The organism is Gordonia heveisoli, from assembly GCF_030315745.1.
Classification (GTDB): domain Bacteria; phylum Actinomycetota; class Actinomycetes; order Mycobacteriales; family Mycobacteriaceae; genus Gordonia.
On sequence record NZ_JASXSH010000003.1, the window covers coordinates 206,070 to 220,830 of the forward strand.

Genomic DNA, 14,761 nt, shown 5'->3' on the forward strand with positions numbered 1-14,761 from the left:
TACTGAAACCGATGCGGTGACGACCGGTACCGATGAACCGGCCACCCCACCACCGGCCGTGGGCGTGCCCGACGAATACGCGGGCTTCGACGATCTGCCTGCCGTCCCCAAGACCGCGGTCGCCGATACCGGGCCCCGCGCCCCACGCTTCGACGGCGATGTCAGCGCACTTCCAGACCGTGCCTGCTGGGCGTTGCAGAATCTGCTGACCCGTCGGTATGTGAGCGGCGACCGTCAGCCGCAGCTGTGGGCATGGGTGTCGGAGTACCAGGACGACCTGCGGGTGCGTCTGTCCGAGCTGGATCTGCGGCTACGGATCGTCGACGAGCTCCAGGTCGCCTTCGTCGAACAGGTTGGCTACGACTCTCGCTGGGGCAGAAGGATTCTCAAACGTGAGACGATCAACACCTACGACGCGATCCTGGCGCTGCATCTGGCCAAATATGCACGCACCGCGCGGGACGAACACATGCTGATCACCCGCGAGGAGATCCACGAACTCTTCGCCGGTGTCACCAACACCATCGACCGTGACCTGGCCCTGTTCGACAAACGGATCGAGCGGGCGATCGAGAAACTCGACGAGATCGAGTTCCTCCGCAAGCAGCGCGACGATCCCGACACCTTCGTCGTCAGCCCGGCGATATCGGCGGTGATGACCGCATCGGTGATCACCGATCTGCAAAAGCAGTTCGACCAGTTCATCGGGGCGGGGGAGACCGGTGACGAGGAGCCCGGGGAGGACGACGGTGCGGCCACCGACCGCACCGAGGACATCGACGACGAGGGAGACGATTGGTGAGCGGCCAGGTCGACCAGTACCACCTGTCCCGGTTGCAACTGATCAACTGGGGTGTCTTCGACGGGTATCACTCGATCCCGTTCAGCCCCAACGGCGCGTTGATCACCGGATCCTCGGGAAGTGGCAAATCCTCACTCTTGGACGCGATCTCACTGGCCTTCCTGCCCGATCACCGACGCAATTTCAACGCCTCCGGCGACGCAACCGCGGCGGGTTCCTCGAGTGGAAAACGCACCGTCGGCAAGTACGTGCGCGGCGCATGGGGTGAACGTCGCGGGGCCACCAGTGCGCAGCGCGAGATCATGTACCTGCGCGGGACCGGCCCGGCGTGGGCGGCGATTGCGGTGACCTACACGTCCGCATCGGGTGTCGCGATCACCGGTCTGGTCTTGAAGTGGCTGGCCGCGGGCAAGATGACCGACGCACACAGTTCGTATTTCATCAAGGACGGCGACGCCGACATCGTCGATGTCTGCAACGAATGGGCACGGACGAACTACAACTCGGCACGGTTTCGCGAGCAGGGCTGGCGGGGTGGCCCCGGCGAGGGTAAATATCTCAGCACGCTGTACTCGCTGATCGGCATTCGCGGTTCCGAGGCGGCCCAGCAGCTTCTCGGAAAGGCTAAGTCACTCAAGAGCGTCGGCGGCCTTGGGCAGTTCGTCCGGGAGTTCATGCTGGACGAGCCGACGAGCATCGTCGGTATCTCCGACGCCCTCGAGCAGATCGATCCTCTGGTCGAAGCTCGAGAGTTGCTCGACGTCGCGCGCCGCAAGCGAACGATCCTCGGAAACATCGAGACCGTGCAGGAACGCTATGTCACCGAGTCGGCGACCTTCACCGTCCTCGATACCATCGACGCGGCGACCGTGCGCTCGTATGTCAACAACCTGCGCAGGCACAACGCCGAACCGGAGATCGCCGATCTCGACGACCAGATCGCGCGGCTCGACGGCGATCTCGCGGCACTGACCGCCCAGCACGATCAGCTTCGTACCGACCACAGCCATCTGCTCTCCCGGATCGCGACCTCGACCGGCGATCTGGCGCCGCTTCAGGAACAGCTCACCGCGGCACAGCGATTCAGCACCGAGGTGTCCGCGCGCCGCGCCACCTACGAGGACAAGGTGTCGGCGCTCGGCTACGGGCTGCCCGACGATGCCGAACAGTTCTGGGCGCTGCGTGAAGAGCTGATGGAAGAGGCGACCCGTATCGACGGCCAACTGGAGGCGGGCAAGGCGAACTTCGCCGAGAGCCTGGCTCGAGAGGTGGCCGCACGCACCCAGCGCGACGCCGCGCGTGACGAGCTGGGCCGTGTCGAACAGGCAGGCTCCGCGCTGCCCCGGGCCGAACACGAGATGCGCCGGGTCATCGCGAATGCACTTCAGATCGACGACGATGAACTGCGCTACGTCGCCGAACTCGTCGAACTCGACCCCGGCCAGGAGCGCTGGCGACTGGCAGTGGAGAAGGTGCTGCGCGGTGCAGGTCTGCGTCTGCTGGTGCCGGATCAGCATTTCGCGGCCGCTTTGCGGTTCGTGAACACCCATGACATGCGCGGCCGAATCCAATTGCACCACGCCGAGAATCGTCCGGGTCCGGTGGCCGAGGCGGGTACGCTCGGTGCGCTGCTGCGGCCGGTCGACGCCGATCACCCGTGTTCGGCAGAGGCATTGGCGGTGCTGGCGCGGCTGGGCAACTACGTGTGCGTCGAGGACACCGCCGAGTTCGGTGAGCACACCCGGGCGGTGACCCCGCAGGGACTGCGCAAGGATTCGGCCAAGCTCGCGGTCAAGGACGATCGTCAGGCACTGCGTCCATCGCAATACGTCTTCGTCGGCAATGGCGACGCGAAGATCGCCGCTCTCCAGGATGAACTCGACCTCGACCAGCGGGCCTACGACGTCGCCCGCGAGGCGAGCGCCGAACTCGACCGCGAACGCAGCGAGAAGGGCAGACGCCGCGACGCCTATCGTCGTGTCTGCGAACAGTTCAGCCAGTGGAGCGAGATCGACGTCGACAACGCCGACGATCGGGTCGGGCAGCTCACCGAGCAGTACGAGCTGCTGATGGACGAACATCCCGACATCGAGGCGCTCAATCGCAAGGCCGAGGACATCTGGGAGCAGGTGCGCGCCTCGATCTCGCAGGCAGCCCTCGTCCGGGACAAGATCGCGACCCACGACCAACGACGAACCCAACTGCTCGACCTGACCGATCGCATCAAGCTGGAAGATGTCCCGGTGCAGGCCGGCAAGACTCTCGACGGGTTCCGGGAGGAATCGGCGGCGACACTCAACGTGCTCGCACCCGAGCCGTACCGTCAGGAGCTGATGAAGGCGGTCGCCAAGGATCGTGATCGGATGCGTTCGGACGCACGGCGTTCGCGCGACGAGCTGGCCCGCATTCTGGACAGCTACGACGAGGAGTTCCCGGACGCGATCCCCAACGACAGCGACGATTTCGACGAGCGCACCCACGACTACGTCTCGCTGTGCCGACGGATCGATGAGCGCGAACTACCGTCGGCGTACGAGCGGATGCGGCGCCTGATCACCGAGCAGGCGCCGGGCGCGATCCTGAGTCTGCACATGGCTGCCGACACCGAGGAACGACGGATCGTCGAACAGATCGAGCGGGTCAATACCGGCCTGGGTTCGGTCGCGTTCAACCGGGGGACCCGCTTGCGCCTGGTCCCGGGACGCAAACATCTTGCCGCAGTTGCCGATCTGACCGACAAGGCGCGCCAGATCTCGCAGCGGGCGACCGCGGTCAGCTTCGGTGACGAGCAGGCGATCCTGGAGCAGTACACCGACATCCTGATCCTGCGAGAACGGTTGGCGGGCAACACTCCCGAGGACCGCCAGTGGACCCGTGACGCACTCGACGTGCGCAATCGCTTCGACTTCTATTGCGAGGAGCACGATGCGGTCACCGGCGAGACGATCCGTACCTACAGCAACGCCGGCGACAACTCGGGCGGCGAGCAGGAGAAGCTGATGGCTTTCTGCCTCGCCGGGGCACTGAGCTTCAACCTCGCGAGTCCGGACGGCGACGACAACCGACCGATCTTCGCCCAGCTGATGCTCGACGAGGCGTTCTCGAAGTCGGATCCCCAGTTTGCCCAGCAGGCCCTGTCGGCGTTCCGCAAGTTCGGTTTCCAGCTGATCATCGTGGCGACGGTGCAGAACACCTCCACGATCCAGCCCTACATCGACAATGTGATCATGGTGTCGAAGACCGAGGCCGGTACCGACTCCAAACCGATCGCGAACGCCATGTCGACCTCGATCAGCGCGTTCTCCGATCTGCGGCGTTCCGGCGGGAACAGCCTCCCCGTGTAGCCGGGCCGGGCGGGCCTCAGCCGTTCTGGATTCGCAGGCCGCCCAACAGGGTGACCACGATGCGTTCGGCGTCGGCTGCTGCGGCAGCCGGCTCCGGTGTCGCTGCGATCACCAGGATCGCCGTGCAGAAGAGCCCCAGTAGAATATCGGCGGTCTCCTCGACCGGCAGCGCCACCGCCTCACCGGATTCGATCGCGTCGGTCAGCGTCGCACGGATCAACGGCAACGACATCTGTTCGTCGATCGCATGCACGCGATCCCAGCCGAGGACGTTCATCGCCTGGCGGAGCAGTTGTCCTGCCTCGCGGTCCTCGGCATAGCCGCGAACGAAGGCGCGGGTGGCCGCCTCGACCCGCTCCCAGGCCGTGGGGGCCGAGGAGTGGGCCAACACCGCCACCGCGTGGTCGATCACGCGCGCCTGGCTGTCGCGGAATACCTCGGCAAAGATCTCCTGCTTGTCCCGGAAGTGGTGGTACACAGCACCTTTGCTGGTTTGCGCATCGCCCGCGATCTGGTCGATCGACGTTCCGTCGTAACCGTTGGTGACGAAGAGTTCCTGCGCACTGGCGAGCACAGCCGACCGCGTGAGGGCGGCGTACATCTCCCGTCGGCCGGGCTTGACGCGATTCATGGACTGGAGCATACTCGCAGACCTCAGTTCGTTTACCGACTCGCAGTCGGCCAAATGTGTCGTGTAGGGGAGAACCGATGACTGTCAGCACCACGTCACCCAAGGCGACGAGCTCGTCGCGGGACGCCGTCCAGAGTCGATTGCGCCATGACGTCGCGACCCTGGTGGGCCTTGATCGGCGCACTCTCGGCGAAGGGGAACGCAGAGCCGCGGACCACCTGCGGGCGAGTTTGACGCAGCTGGGTGCGCAGCAGGTGGAAGGCCTCCACTTTCGTTCGCAATCGAGTTGGGCGCCCGCCCATCTCGCCCATATTGCCGCCGCGGTGCTGGCCGCGGCCCTACCGCACCGCCTTGCGCGGGCAGCCGGGATCGCGGTCGGCGCCTCCTACGAGCTGGAGGTGTCCGGCCGACGGCGCTGGGTCGGTGACGTCCTGCCGGGTGCGACGGGGACCTCGGTGAGTGCGCGGGTCCCAGCCTCCGGGACTCCGACGCGCGTGGTGGTCCTCGTCGCCCATCTCGACGCGGCCCACACGGGTCTGGTCTGGGATCGACGAGCCGTCGCCTTCAACCGGTGGTTGGCCCGGCACACCTCGGTGACGGTGCCGAGCCATCTGATCCCGTTGTCGGCGATGACCATCGCAGCGATCGGCTCCCGCCGGATCCGGGCCATCGCGTCCGGCGTACTGATCGCATCTGGGGCGATGATGATCCAGTCGATGCACAGCCCGACGGCGCCCGGAGCGAACGACAATGCCACGGGCGTCGCCGCAATACTCGAGATCGCACGCCATTTCGCGCAGGAACCGCTGCCCGACACCGAGATCCGGATCGTCTTTCCCGGGGGAGAAGAGGCGGGGAACGCAGGCATCCGGCGCTGGATCCAGACCGACGGGCAATCACTCGATCCGGCATCGACACTGGTCATCAATCTCGATGCGGTCGGAAGCCACGGTGCGGTGGGAATCGCGCGACGCGAGGCACTGACCAATCGTCCCCCGTCGGCCGGTGTACGCCGTGCCCACGCCGCCGCACGGGAACTGGGTATCGATGCCCGGGACATGACGGTGCCGAACGCCACCGACGCCGCGCTGCTCTCGCTCACCGGCCTGGAAACCATCTCCATCCTGTCCGCCGACGACGGCTGGATCAGTAATCTGCACACCGCTGACGACACGCCGGCGAACGTCTCCTGGACAACCGTCACCGACGCCGTCCGCCTGGTCCGCCAGATCGTCACGACCTGGTCGGCGACCTGATCACCGGACCACTCACCGCACGCCAACTTCATGTGCCCCGTTCAATTCGATGCGAAGGAACCTGATGACAGCCAACCGAACATTCGACGTCGCCGTGGTCGGCGCGACTGGATATACCGGCCGGCAGATTGCTCGCGAACTCGTCGCGGCCGGCAGCCGCGTGCTCTGCGTCGGCCGTAACCGGCAGAACCTGGACCGAACCGTTGCCGAACTCGGTTCGGTCGCGTCGGCGACAGTGGATCTCGACAACACCGATGCCGTGCGTGACATCTGCGCGGAGGCGGTGACCGTGGTGAATGCGGCCGGGTCATTCATCGAGACCGGCATCCCGGTTGCCCGGGCCGCCATCGCGGCCGGTACCCACTATGTCGACATCAGCGGTGAGCAGCAGTCGATCGATCGACTGTACGGGTCGCTGCATGACGCGGCGGTCGCCGCCGGGGTCGCCCTCGTCCCGTCGGCGGCGTTCTATTCGACTCTCGCCGACTGGACCGCCACCGTGCTCGCCGATCACAACGGCCCCGAAGACGGCGTGAACCCCGCCTTCGACGTCGATTCCATCGATATCGCCTACCACATCGAGAACTGGACCCCCAGCGGCGCGGCGTACGCGAACTTCCTACGCGGCATCGAGAATCCGATCATCCAGTGGCGCGACGGACAGACCACGGCGCGTCGGCCGCATACGCGTCCAGTGGACTTCGGACCGGAGGTTGGCACCCGCACGGCTGTCACCTATCCAGCGCCCGAAGTGTTCACCATCCCGCGCCATCTCACCGTCGACCAGGTCAGCACCTCGATGACTGCCGCAACCTTCGACAACCCGGTGCCCGAACGCCTTTCAGCGATGGCGACCCGCGGTATGACCGCCCTGATGCGCACCCCGATGGCCCCGATCGTGCGCCGCGGCTTCGGCCGCGCACTCGGCGGGTCGGTGACCCGCATCGACGCCGACCCGACGCTCTTCACCATCGTGGTGACCGTAGAAGCGAACGGAGTGACCGAGCGGGCGGTGGTGCGGGGACACGGCATCTTCGACATCACTGCGCCCATCGCCGCCCACATCGCCCTGGCGACCACGGCGGACGGCTTCGACCAGGCGGGTGGACTCAGCTCGGCGCAGGTCTGCGATCCACCAACATTGATGGCGTCGCTGGCCGACCACGGTGTCCGCATGGAAGTCGACTCACCGGCCAGTTGACCGGTGACGGAGCCTGCGGGGTGATAGGACATCAGTGGATACCTCCAGGCCGGTCCGTGCGACGTCGAAGGAGTCAACATGGGTGCACTACAGTTCGAGCGTGTCGAGGACCCCGCACGGGTCCGGGCGATCCACCGCGATCTGCTGACCCCATCGTTTCCGCCGAGTGAATTGATCTCGGCTGGTGATCTGCTCGCCCAGATCACCAGCGGCGCCTCCTCACTCATCGCGGCCACGGTGGACGGAGTCAATACCCAAAGCCCCGTCGATACCCAAAGCCCCGTCGATGCGGGTGTCGCGGTGGTCGACGACCATGGTGGCGTCCTGTTGCTGTCGTATCTGGCGATCGGGAGCAACCACCGCTCCGGCGGGATCGGCGGCCGGTTGCTCGACGGTGCGGTAGCCGACTGGGCGGCCGACCCGTCGACACTGCTGGTTCTCGCCGAAGTCGAACGGCCCGACCAGCATTCGTCATCGCCGGCCCACGGAGATCCGGCTCGCCGGGTACGGTTCTACGACCGGCACGGCGGGCTCGCGCTCGATATGCCGTTCTTCCAGCCGAGCGTCGGCGACGATATGCCGCGCGAACACGGCATGCTCCTGGTCGCTCTGTACATTGCCGACGACGTGCGCGGCGCGGGCAACCAGCTCAATCAGCGCGGCAACGATCTGCTCCGCACGTTCGTCGGGTCCTACGTCGGCGAACCCGACCCCGACGATGCCGACCTCGCCCGGGTGTACGCCGCCATCGACGATCATCCCCAGGGCGTCACCCTGGTCGAGTTGAACGACTACCGGGCTATCCCGACATAGCCGCGCGGGGACGGCCGGCCACCGACCGGGCTGCGGCGCAGGACCAACCAGGGGTTTACTACGTGACATGCCGATGTCCCGCACCGCACCGCAGCACCGTCCCGTGCCCGTCCCGCGCATCATGTCGCGTAGTCGCTCGTCGTACTGCCGACGTACCGCAATCCTGCTGAGCGGACTTGCTCTGCTCGGTGGGGTGTTCATCGGAACCGGCACCGCGTCGGGCGCGGCTCCGACCGCCGGTCTCGACCCCGTCCTCGCCCACGCCTACACGCGGGCGGCGGCCGCGGCGCACGACCAGGGCGTCGGGCTGCACATCACCTCCGGCAAACGCAGCCGGGCCGAACAACAGCGACTGTGGCGCGACGCACTGGCCACCTATGGCAGTCCCGCCGCGGCCCGACGCTGGGTGCTGCCACCGGCCGAGTCGACCCACGTCAGCGGACACGCCATCGACGTCGGCCCCCGCGCCGGGGCTAGTTGGTTGCAGCGCAACGGTTTTCGGTGGGGATTATGCCGCACCTTCGCGAACGAGTGGTGGCACTTCGAGGTTGTCACACTCCCTGGGTTGCCATGCCCGGCCATGTGGCCCGACGCCGCAACCCGGGCCGACGCGATCCCCGGTTTGGGACTCCGCTGACGTCCGATTGTGTGGTGCGGATATGCACAAACGCCTCACCGGCGATCATTCACCGGTGAGGCGTTCGTGCTGCTGCGGCTCAGACGCTCGCGATGGCCTCGTTGAAGCTCTTACTCGGCCGCATGACCGCGGACAGCTTGTCCGGATCGGGGGAGTAATAGCCGCCGAGATCGACCGCATGTCCCTGTGCGTCGTTGAGTTCGGCAACGATGGTCGACTCGTTGGCGGCAAGCGACTCCGCGAGCGGGGCAAACCGCTTCGCGAGTTCCGCGTCGTCGGTCTGGTTGGCCAGTTCCTGCGCCCAGTACAGCGCCAGGTAGAACTGACTGCCGCGGTTGTCCAGTTCGCCGGTGGTGCGTGACGGGCTCTTGTCGGTTTCCAGCAGCTTGCCGGTCGCGGCGTCGAGTGCCTTGGCGAGGATCGCCGCCCGCTTGTCACCGGTCTTGATGCCCAGATCTTCCAGGCTCACCGCCAGTGCGAGGAACTCGCCGAGCGAGTCCCATCGCAGATGGTTCTCCTCGGTCAGCTGCTTGACGTGCTTGGGCGCCGAGCCGCCGGCGCCCGTCTCGTACAGGCCACCACCGGCCATCAACGGCACGATCGACAGCATCTTGGCGCTGGTACCGAGTTCGAGGATGGGGAAGAGGTCGGTGAGGTAATCGCGCAGAATGTTGCCGGTCGCGGCGATCGTGTCCATGCCACGCACCACACGCTCCAGGGTGTACCGCATCGCGCGGACCTGCGACATGATCTGGATGTCCAGTCCGTCGGTGTCGTGATCCTTCAGATAGGTCTTGACCTTGGCGATCAGCTCATTCTCGTGCGGACGGTACGGGTCGAGCCAGAACAGGACGGGCATACCCGAATTGCGGGCACGGGTGACAGCGAGCTTGACCCAGTCGCGGATCGGGGCGTCCTTGACGATGCACAGGCGCCAGATGTCACCCTCTTCGACGTTCTGGGTGAGCAGAACTTCGCCGGTCGCGAGGTCGGTGATGTTGGCGACGCCGCTGGCCTGGATCTCGAAGGTCTTGTCATGTGAGCCGTACTCTTCGGCCTTCTGCGCCATGAGGCCCACGTTGGGAACGGTGCCCATCGTGGTGGGGTCGAACTGACCGTTGGTCTTACAGAAGTTGATCATCTCCTGGTAGATCCGGGCAAAGGTCGATTCGGGATTGACGGCCTTGGTGTCCTTCAGCCGTCCGTCGGCGCCGTACATCTTGCCGCCGGCGCGGATCATGGCGGGCATCGAGGCGTCGACGATGACGTCGCTCGGCGAGTGGAAGTTGGAGATGCCGCGAGCCGAGTCGACCATCGCGAGTTCCGGACGATGTTCGTGGCACTTGTGCAGATCGTCGATGATCTCTTCGCGCTTCGAAGCCGGCAGCGTCTCGATCTTGGCGTACAGGTCCGAGAGACCGTTGTTGACGTTGACACCGAGTTCGTCGAACAGCGCGCCGTGCTTCTCGAAGGCCTCGCGGTAGAACACCTTGACCGCATGCCCGAAGACGATGGGGTGCGACACCCGCATCATGGTGGCCTTGACGTGCAGCGAGAACATGACGCCGGTCTTGTAGGCGTCCTCGATCTGTTCCTCGTAGAACTTGATCAGCGCCTTCTTCGACATGAACATGCTGTCGATGACGTCACCGTCGGTGAGTGCGACCTCCGGCTTGAGGACGACGGTTTCGCCGCTGTCGGTGATGAGTTCCATCTTGATCTTGCGGTCACCGGAGACGGTCATCGACTTCTCACCGTGATAGAAGTCGCCCTCGCGCATGTGCGCGACATGCGTCCGCGACGCCATCGACCAATCGCCCATGCTGTGCGGGTGTTTGCGGGCGTACTCCTTGACCGCCTTCGGTGCGCGACGGTCGGAGTTTCCTTCGCGCAGAACCGGGTTGACGGCACTACCGAGACATTTGGTGTACCGGGTGCGGATCTCGTCTTCCTCCGGCGTCTTCGGATTTCCGGGGTAGTCGGGGATCGCGAAGCCCTTGCCCTGGAGTTCGGCGATGGCGGCCTGCAACTGCGGCACGGAGGCGCTGATGTTCGGAAGTTTGATGATGTTGGTGTCGGGGTCCTGGGTCAGGCGCCCCAGTTCGGCGAGATTATCCGGGACTCGCTGGTCTTCGGTGAGATAGTCACCGAACTCGGCGAGGATACGCGCGGCGACCGAGATATCGCTGGTGTCGATGGTGATGTCGGCCGCACCGGCGAATGCGCGAATCACCGGCAAGAAGGCGTAGGTCGCCAGCATGGGCGCCTCGTCCGTCAAGGTGTAGATGATGGTCGGTTGGTTGTCGGTCATAACCCGCCTTCGTCTCCAATTATCTGTCACTCACCACATGGGTCGCATGTGTCCGAGTGCGTGTACCTAATCAGTATCACGTTGCACCCACCGACCTGCCGGACGATAGGGCTACTGACGAGTAACTGTTGTTCGGCGGAGATCCGGTCAATGACGGATCCGTCCGGCACTCGGGATGAGCGCCGGACGGACCGGGGAGAGCCTGGCGGCGTCAGGGGGCCGTCGCCAGGCCGGTACCGACGTCGGCCACCGGAAGTCCGACATTCTGCGCACCGGCCGCGACGGCGTCCCACAGCGCGCGCCCGCGCTTGCCGGTGGCTTGCGCATAGAGAGCGGCCAGCCCGGCGACGTGCGGCGTCGCCATGGACGTCCCGCTGATCACGTTGTACCGCTCGGGCATGGGCCAGCTGGAATACACATCCACACCCGGTGCCGCGATGTCCACCGAACCCCCGGCGACCGTGGTCGCGCGCGCCGAGAACGACCCCATGCGCATATCCGGCCCAAGCGCACCAACGGCCATGATCGACGGCGAGTTCGCGGGACTGCCGACGAAGCCCGGGTCGCCGGGACGCCGCGCGTTGTTGCCCGCGGCCGCGATGATCAGGGTTCCCGCGGCGAGCGCGCGTTTCCCGATCTCCTCGTAGGCGAGCACCGGCTCACGAACATCTGCACCCAATGACATCGATACCACCACACACTGATTTGCCAGCGCCCACTCGATTCCCGCGAGAATCGCGGCGTCCGATCCCGATCCCCGGTTGCTGAGCACCTTGCCGACGAAGATCGACGCGTTGGAAGCGATACCGTACCGGCGGTTCGTCGTCGGGGCCGACGGCCCACACGACGTGCCGACACAGTGGGTGCCGTGTCCGTGTCCGTCCTGCACGAGTTGGCCGGGCACGAAGGAACTCGAGGTGATCGTGCGCCCCGCGAAGTCGGGATGGTTCAGGTCGAATCCGGTGTCGAGCACGGCGACCCGGATGCCGGTGCCGTCGAAGGTTGCTGCATTCGCCTTGGTCGCCTGTAAACCCCATGTGCTCGTCGGCCCATCATGCATGCGGGTTTCCGACGCCTCGGCGACACTCAGTGCGTGTACGACGTGTTCGGGCTCAACCGCCAGGATCACCGGGTTCTGTTCGGCCTGTGTCTCCAGCGACTCGGTCCTGGTGTCGCCGAGGTCGGCGACCGCGACTCCGAGTCGCTCGAAGATGGTCGCATCGACAGACTCGACGAGTTCGGGGCCGACCGCGTCGGATCCAGCGTCGGCGCTGGACGCGACCGATTCGATGCCCTCGACCGCCTGCAGCGCGGCGATGCGCTCCGCACGGGTGCTGTCCGCCGAAAAGGTGATGAGGTGGCGCCCGGTCTGTTCCGCCGGAGTGGGCGGACTGTTGTTGTCGTCGTCGATCATTGTTCCGCTTCTTTCTGTGTTGGGCTCGGGTCGGGTTCGGGTGGGGGCGCGTCGGTGGGAGGCGGAGCGGGTGCGGGCGGTCCAGCGCAGACAGTGACCGTCACGGTGACTTGTCCGGGCCGCCCGGTGGCCACCGGTATGTCGACGCGGCCGTCCACCGGATGCTGGATGTCGATCGACTGCGACTCGGGCGATACGGACCGCGGGGGAGAGGATGCCCCGACGGTCGGGGCGGTCGAACCTGCCCCGATGACGGGCACCAGAAGCGCACTCTGCGCCGGGGTCAGGTGCTGCTCGCGCAGCCACGCGATGATCCGACTGATGCGGATGCCTTCGTTCACGATCCCCCCGAACTCGGGATGGTCGACGGCCCGTGCGCTCGCGTGGTGGAGGGCGACCACTTCCCACTGGTCGTTGAACACCGGAGAGCCCGATGACCCCGGCTCGGTGTCGGTGGAGTAGTGCAGATATCGCTCGAGGATGTCGACAAGCTTGTTCTCACGCAGCGACACCATCTTCTTGCCGCCACCCGGATGTTGCACGATTGTGGTGAACTCACCGATCACGACCGTACCCTGCGCGTCGGTCAGCCGATTGAATCCGAACGGCGCCAACTGTTCCGGAGATCCCGTGACCACGACGAGCGCGAAGTCCAGGTCCTTGTCTGCCAGGTACAGCGTGTCGGGGTCGAGGTCGAAGGACTGCACCGGCAACGGTCGTCCGTCGGCATCATCCTGGTAGTCGAACTCGACCGCACTTCTCCGGGCTGTCGAATCATCGGGCAGCACATGATGATTGGTCAGCAGCAGGTTGGGCGCCACCAAGAATCCGGTACCAGCGGCGCGTCCGCGTGCGACATTGACGCGACCGACGGTGCGAGCGGCCCGCACTCCCGCGCTCAGATATCGAACACCGATGATCTCGCTGTTGTTGATGATGGCTTCGACTGTGCGACCGATGGACTCGTCGGTATGGGTGAGACTTCGTGCATGTGTCAGGGCGGTGGCAAGATCGATGCCGGCAGGGCCGCCGGCACCGGCAGGCGCCGCATCGAGGTAGTAGCGAGCGACCCGATCGAGCCGACGGGCGATCTGGTCGGGCGTGTTCACTGCGGCCATCCCACCGTCGGCCCCGAGCGCCTGCTCATTCGTCGCCCGCGAAGTGGCACGAGCAGCGACTCGTTCCTGCGCGCCGGCTTGTTGTTCGACGAGCTCATCGGTGCCCAATATGGTTGGTTCAGAATGTTCTTCGAGTACGCCGGGCCTGGCGGCGAGCGGGATGATCGTCATGACATACGTTCCTGACCGGAAATCCGGGAGTGCTTGGTCAACCATTGTGCAGTCGCCGACCAGGAATGAACCGCGTAGTGGATTACTTGTTTTCACCGACCACGGACCGTCGTCGCGTCGGACTACTCAGCCGATCGGGCGACCTGGTCAGCAAGCCGATCGAATGCCCGACACCCCTTTTCGCAGAAAGGATTCCATGCGATGCTCGAATGACGACAGTAGGTCCCCAGCTGGACGGTGATCCCCATGAGCATCGGTTTCGATCCCGACTTCCTCGGCACGCAAGTGCACATCCCCAGCGGCCCGCGGGGCCCGCTCCTGGACTACATGCATTACAGCGTCCAGATGAACATTGAACGCAAACTCGCCTGGTGGTCGGCGTGGAATATCGACGGCCTGCGATTCCTGCCCGGGATCGGGCGTGAGACGGGCCGCTTCCGCCCCGACCCGCGCCTGGACAAGGCGAACCAGACGACGGACAAGGTGTATGCGAACAACCGCCTCGACCGTGGACACATCGCCAGACGCGCAGATCTCATCTGGGGCTCGATCGCCGAGGCCACCCAGGCGAATGACGATTCGTTCTACTTCACCAACATCACCCCGCAGATGGACGACTTCAACCAATCCTCCGACGGCGGGGTCTGGGGCAATCTGGAAAATGCCGCGATGACCTTCGCGTCCGCGCAACGACGTCGGCTGTCGGTGTTCGGCGGACCGATCTTCGGCCCGAGAGACATCCCATACCGCGACCTTGTCCGCATCCCGATCGACTTCTGGAAGATCATCACCTTCGTCGAGGCCGATGTTCTCAAGGCGCGGGCGTTCGTACTGACACAGGACATCGACGTCGGCGCCGAAGTGGTCACGGCTGCGGGTGCCGCCCCCGACGTCTTCGCGCCGTTTGCCACCTTCGAGGTCACGATCGCCGATGTGGAGGCTCGCTCGGGGCTGACGTTCCCGCAGCTGCGGGCGGCGCTCGGCCCCGCCGAGCCGGGCGAGGAGGCCGCCGGCGGTCCGCGTCGCCTCGCCGACGTCGCCGATATCGCCTGGTGATCGCCGA

The 14,761-nt window shown here is 65.5% G+C and carries 11 protein-coding genes; 7 read left to right on the top strand and 4 right to left on the bottom strand.

Annotated features, from left to right (window positions below):
* The first annotated feature begins 16 nt into the window (after positions 1–16).
* Together QSJ18_RS04230 and QSJ18_RS04235 are read left to right on the top strand one after the other, a co-directional pair.
* Complete coding sequence (locus QSJ18_RS04230; protein WP_286325066.1) at positions 17–802, top strand: DUF4194 domain-containing protein; 786 nt, start codon at positions 17–19, stop codon at positions 800–802.
* The gene (locus QSJ18_RS04235; protein ID WP_286325002.1) at positions 799–4,146 is read left to right on the top strand and encodes an ATP-binding protein; all 3,348 of its coding nucleotides are present in this window, start codon (positions 799–801) and stop codon (positions 4,144–4,146) included. Before QSJ18_RS04230 ends, QSJ18_RS04235 begins: the two co-directional genes overlap by 4 nt.
* A 16-nt stretch (positions 4,147–4,162) precedes the next feature.
* On the opposite strand, the gene QSJ18_RS04240 is transcribed toward QSJ18_RS04235, so the two are convergent.
* Positions 4,163–4,777 carry a TetR/AcrR family transcriptional regulator gene (locus tag QSJ18_RS04240; protein ID WP_286325003.1) on the bottom strand — a complete coding sequence of 205 codons (615 nt, stop codon included), beginning with the start codon at positions 4,775–4,777 and terminating at the stop codon, positions 4,163–4,165.
* Between the two features lie 77 nt (positions 4,778–4,854).
* Between QSJ18_RS04240 and QSJ18_RS04245 the strand changes: the two genes are divergently transcribed.
* The 4 genes from QSJ18_RS04245 (at position 4,855) to QSJ18_RS04260 (ending at position 8,684) form a co-directional block, all read left to right on the top strand.
* Positions 4,855–6,033 (top strand): M20/M25/M40 family metallo-hydrolase, encoded by a 1,179-nt coding sequence (locus QSJ18_RS04245; protein ID WP_286325004.1) that lies wholly within the window; start codon positions 4,855–4,857, stop codon positions 6,031–6,033.
* Between the two features lie 64 nt (positions 6,034–6,097).
* Positions 6,098–7,234: a saccharopine dehydrogenase NADP-binding domain-containing protein gene (locus tag QSJ18_RS04250; protein WP_286325005.1), complete on the top strand. Its 1,137-nt coding sequence runs from the start codon at positions 6,098–6,100 to the stop codon at positions 7,232–7,234.
* Positions 7,235–7,312: 78 nt separating this feature from the next.
* Positions 7,313–8,047, top strand: coding sequence for a GNAT family N-acetyltransferase (locus QSJ18_RS04255; RefSeq protein WP_286325006.1), 735 nt, complete (start codon positions 7,313–7,315; stop codon positions 8,045–8,047).
* A 121-nt stretch (positions 8,048–8,168) separates the two neighbouring features.
* On the top strand, positions 8,169–8,684 hold the full coding sequence (locus QSJ18_RS04260) for a M15 family metallopeptidase (protein ID WP_462475986.1): 516 nt from the start codon (positions 8,169–8,171) through the stop codon (positions 8,682–8,684).
* Positions 8,685–8,763: 79 nt separating this feature from the next.
* On the opposite strand, the gene QSJ18_RS04265 is transcribed toward QSJ18_RS04260, so the two are convergent.
* From QSJ18_RS04265 to QSJ18_RS04275, 3 genes are all read right to left on the bottom strand, one after another.
* A complete protein-coding gene (locus tag QSJ18_RS04265; RefSeq protein WP_286325008.1) occupies positions 8,764–10,995 on the bottom strand; it encodes an NADP-dependent isocitrate dehydrogenase in 2,232 nt (743 codons plus the stop codon).
* Positions 10,996–11,206: 211 nt separating this feature from the next.
* Positions 11,207–12,409, bottom strand: a complete 1,203-nt coding sequence (locus QSJ18_RS04270; RefSeq protein WP_286325009.1) for a S8 family serine peptidase — start codon at positions 12,407–12,409, stop codon at positions 11,207–11,209.
* Complete coding sequence (locus QSJ18_RS04275; protein ID WP_286325010.1) at positions 12,406–13,698, bottom strand: trypsin-like serine peptidase; 1,293 nt, start codon at positions 13,696–13,698, stop codon at positions 12,406–12,408. The genes QSJ18_RS04270 and QSJ18_RS04275 overlap by 4 nt, the downstream gene beginning before the upstream one ends.
* A gap of 246 nt (positions 13,699–13,944) precedes the next feature.
* Between QSJ18_RS04275 and QSJ18_RS04280 the strand changes: the two genes are divergently transcribed.
* Positions 13,945–14,754, top strand: coding sequence for a DNA/RNA non-specific endonuclease (locus tag QSJ18_RS04280; protein WP_286325011.1), 810 nt, complete (start codon positions 13,945–13,947; stop codon positions 14,752–14,754).
* Positions 14,755–14,761: the final 7 nt, after the last annotated feature.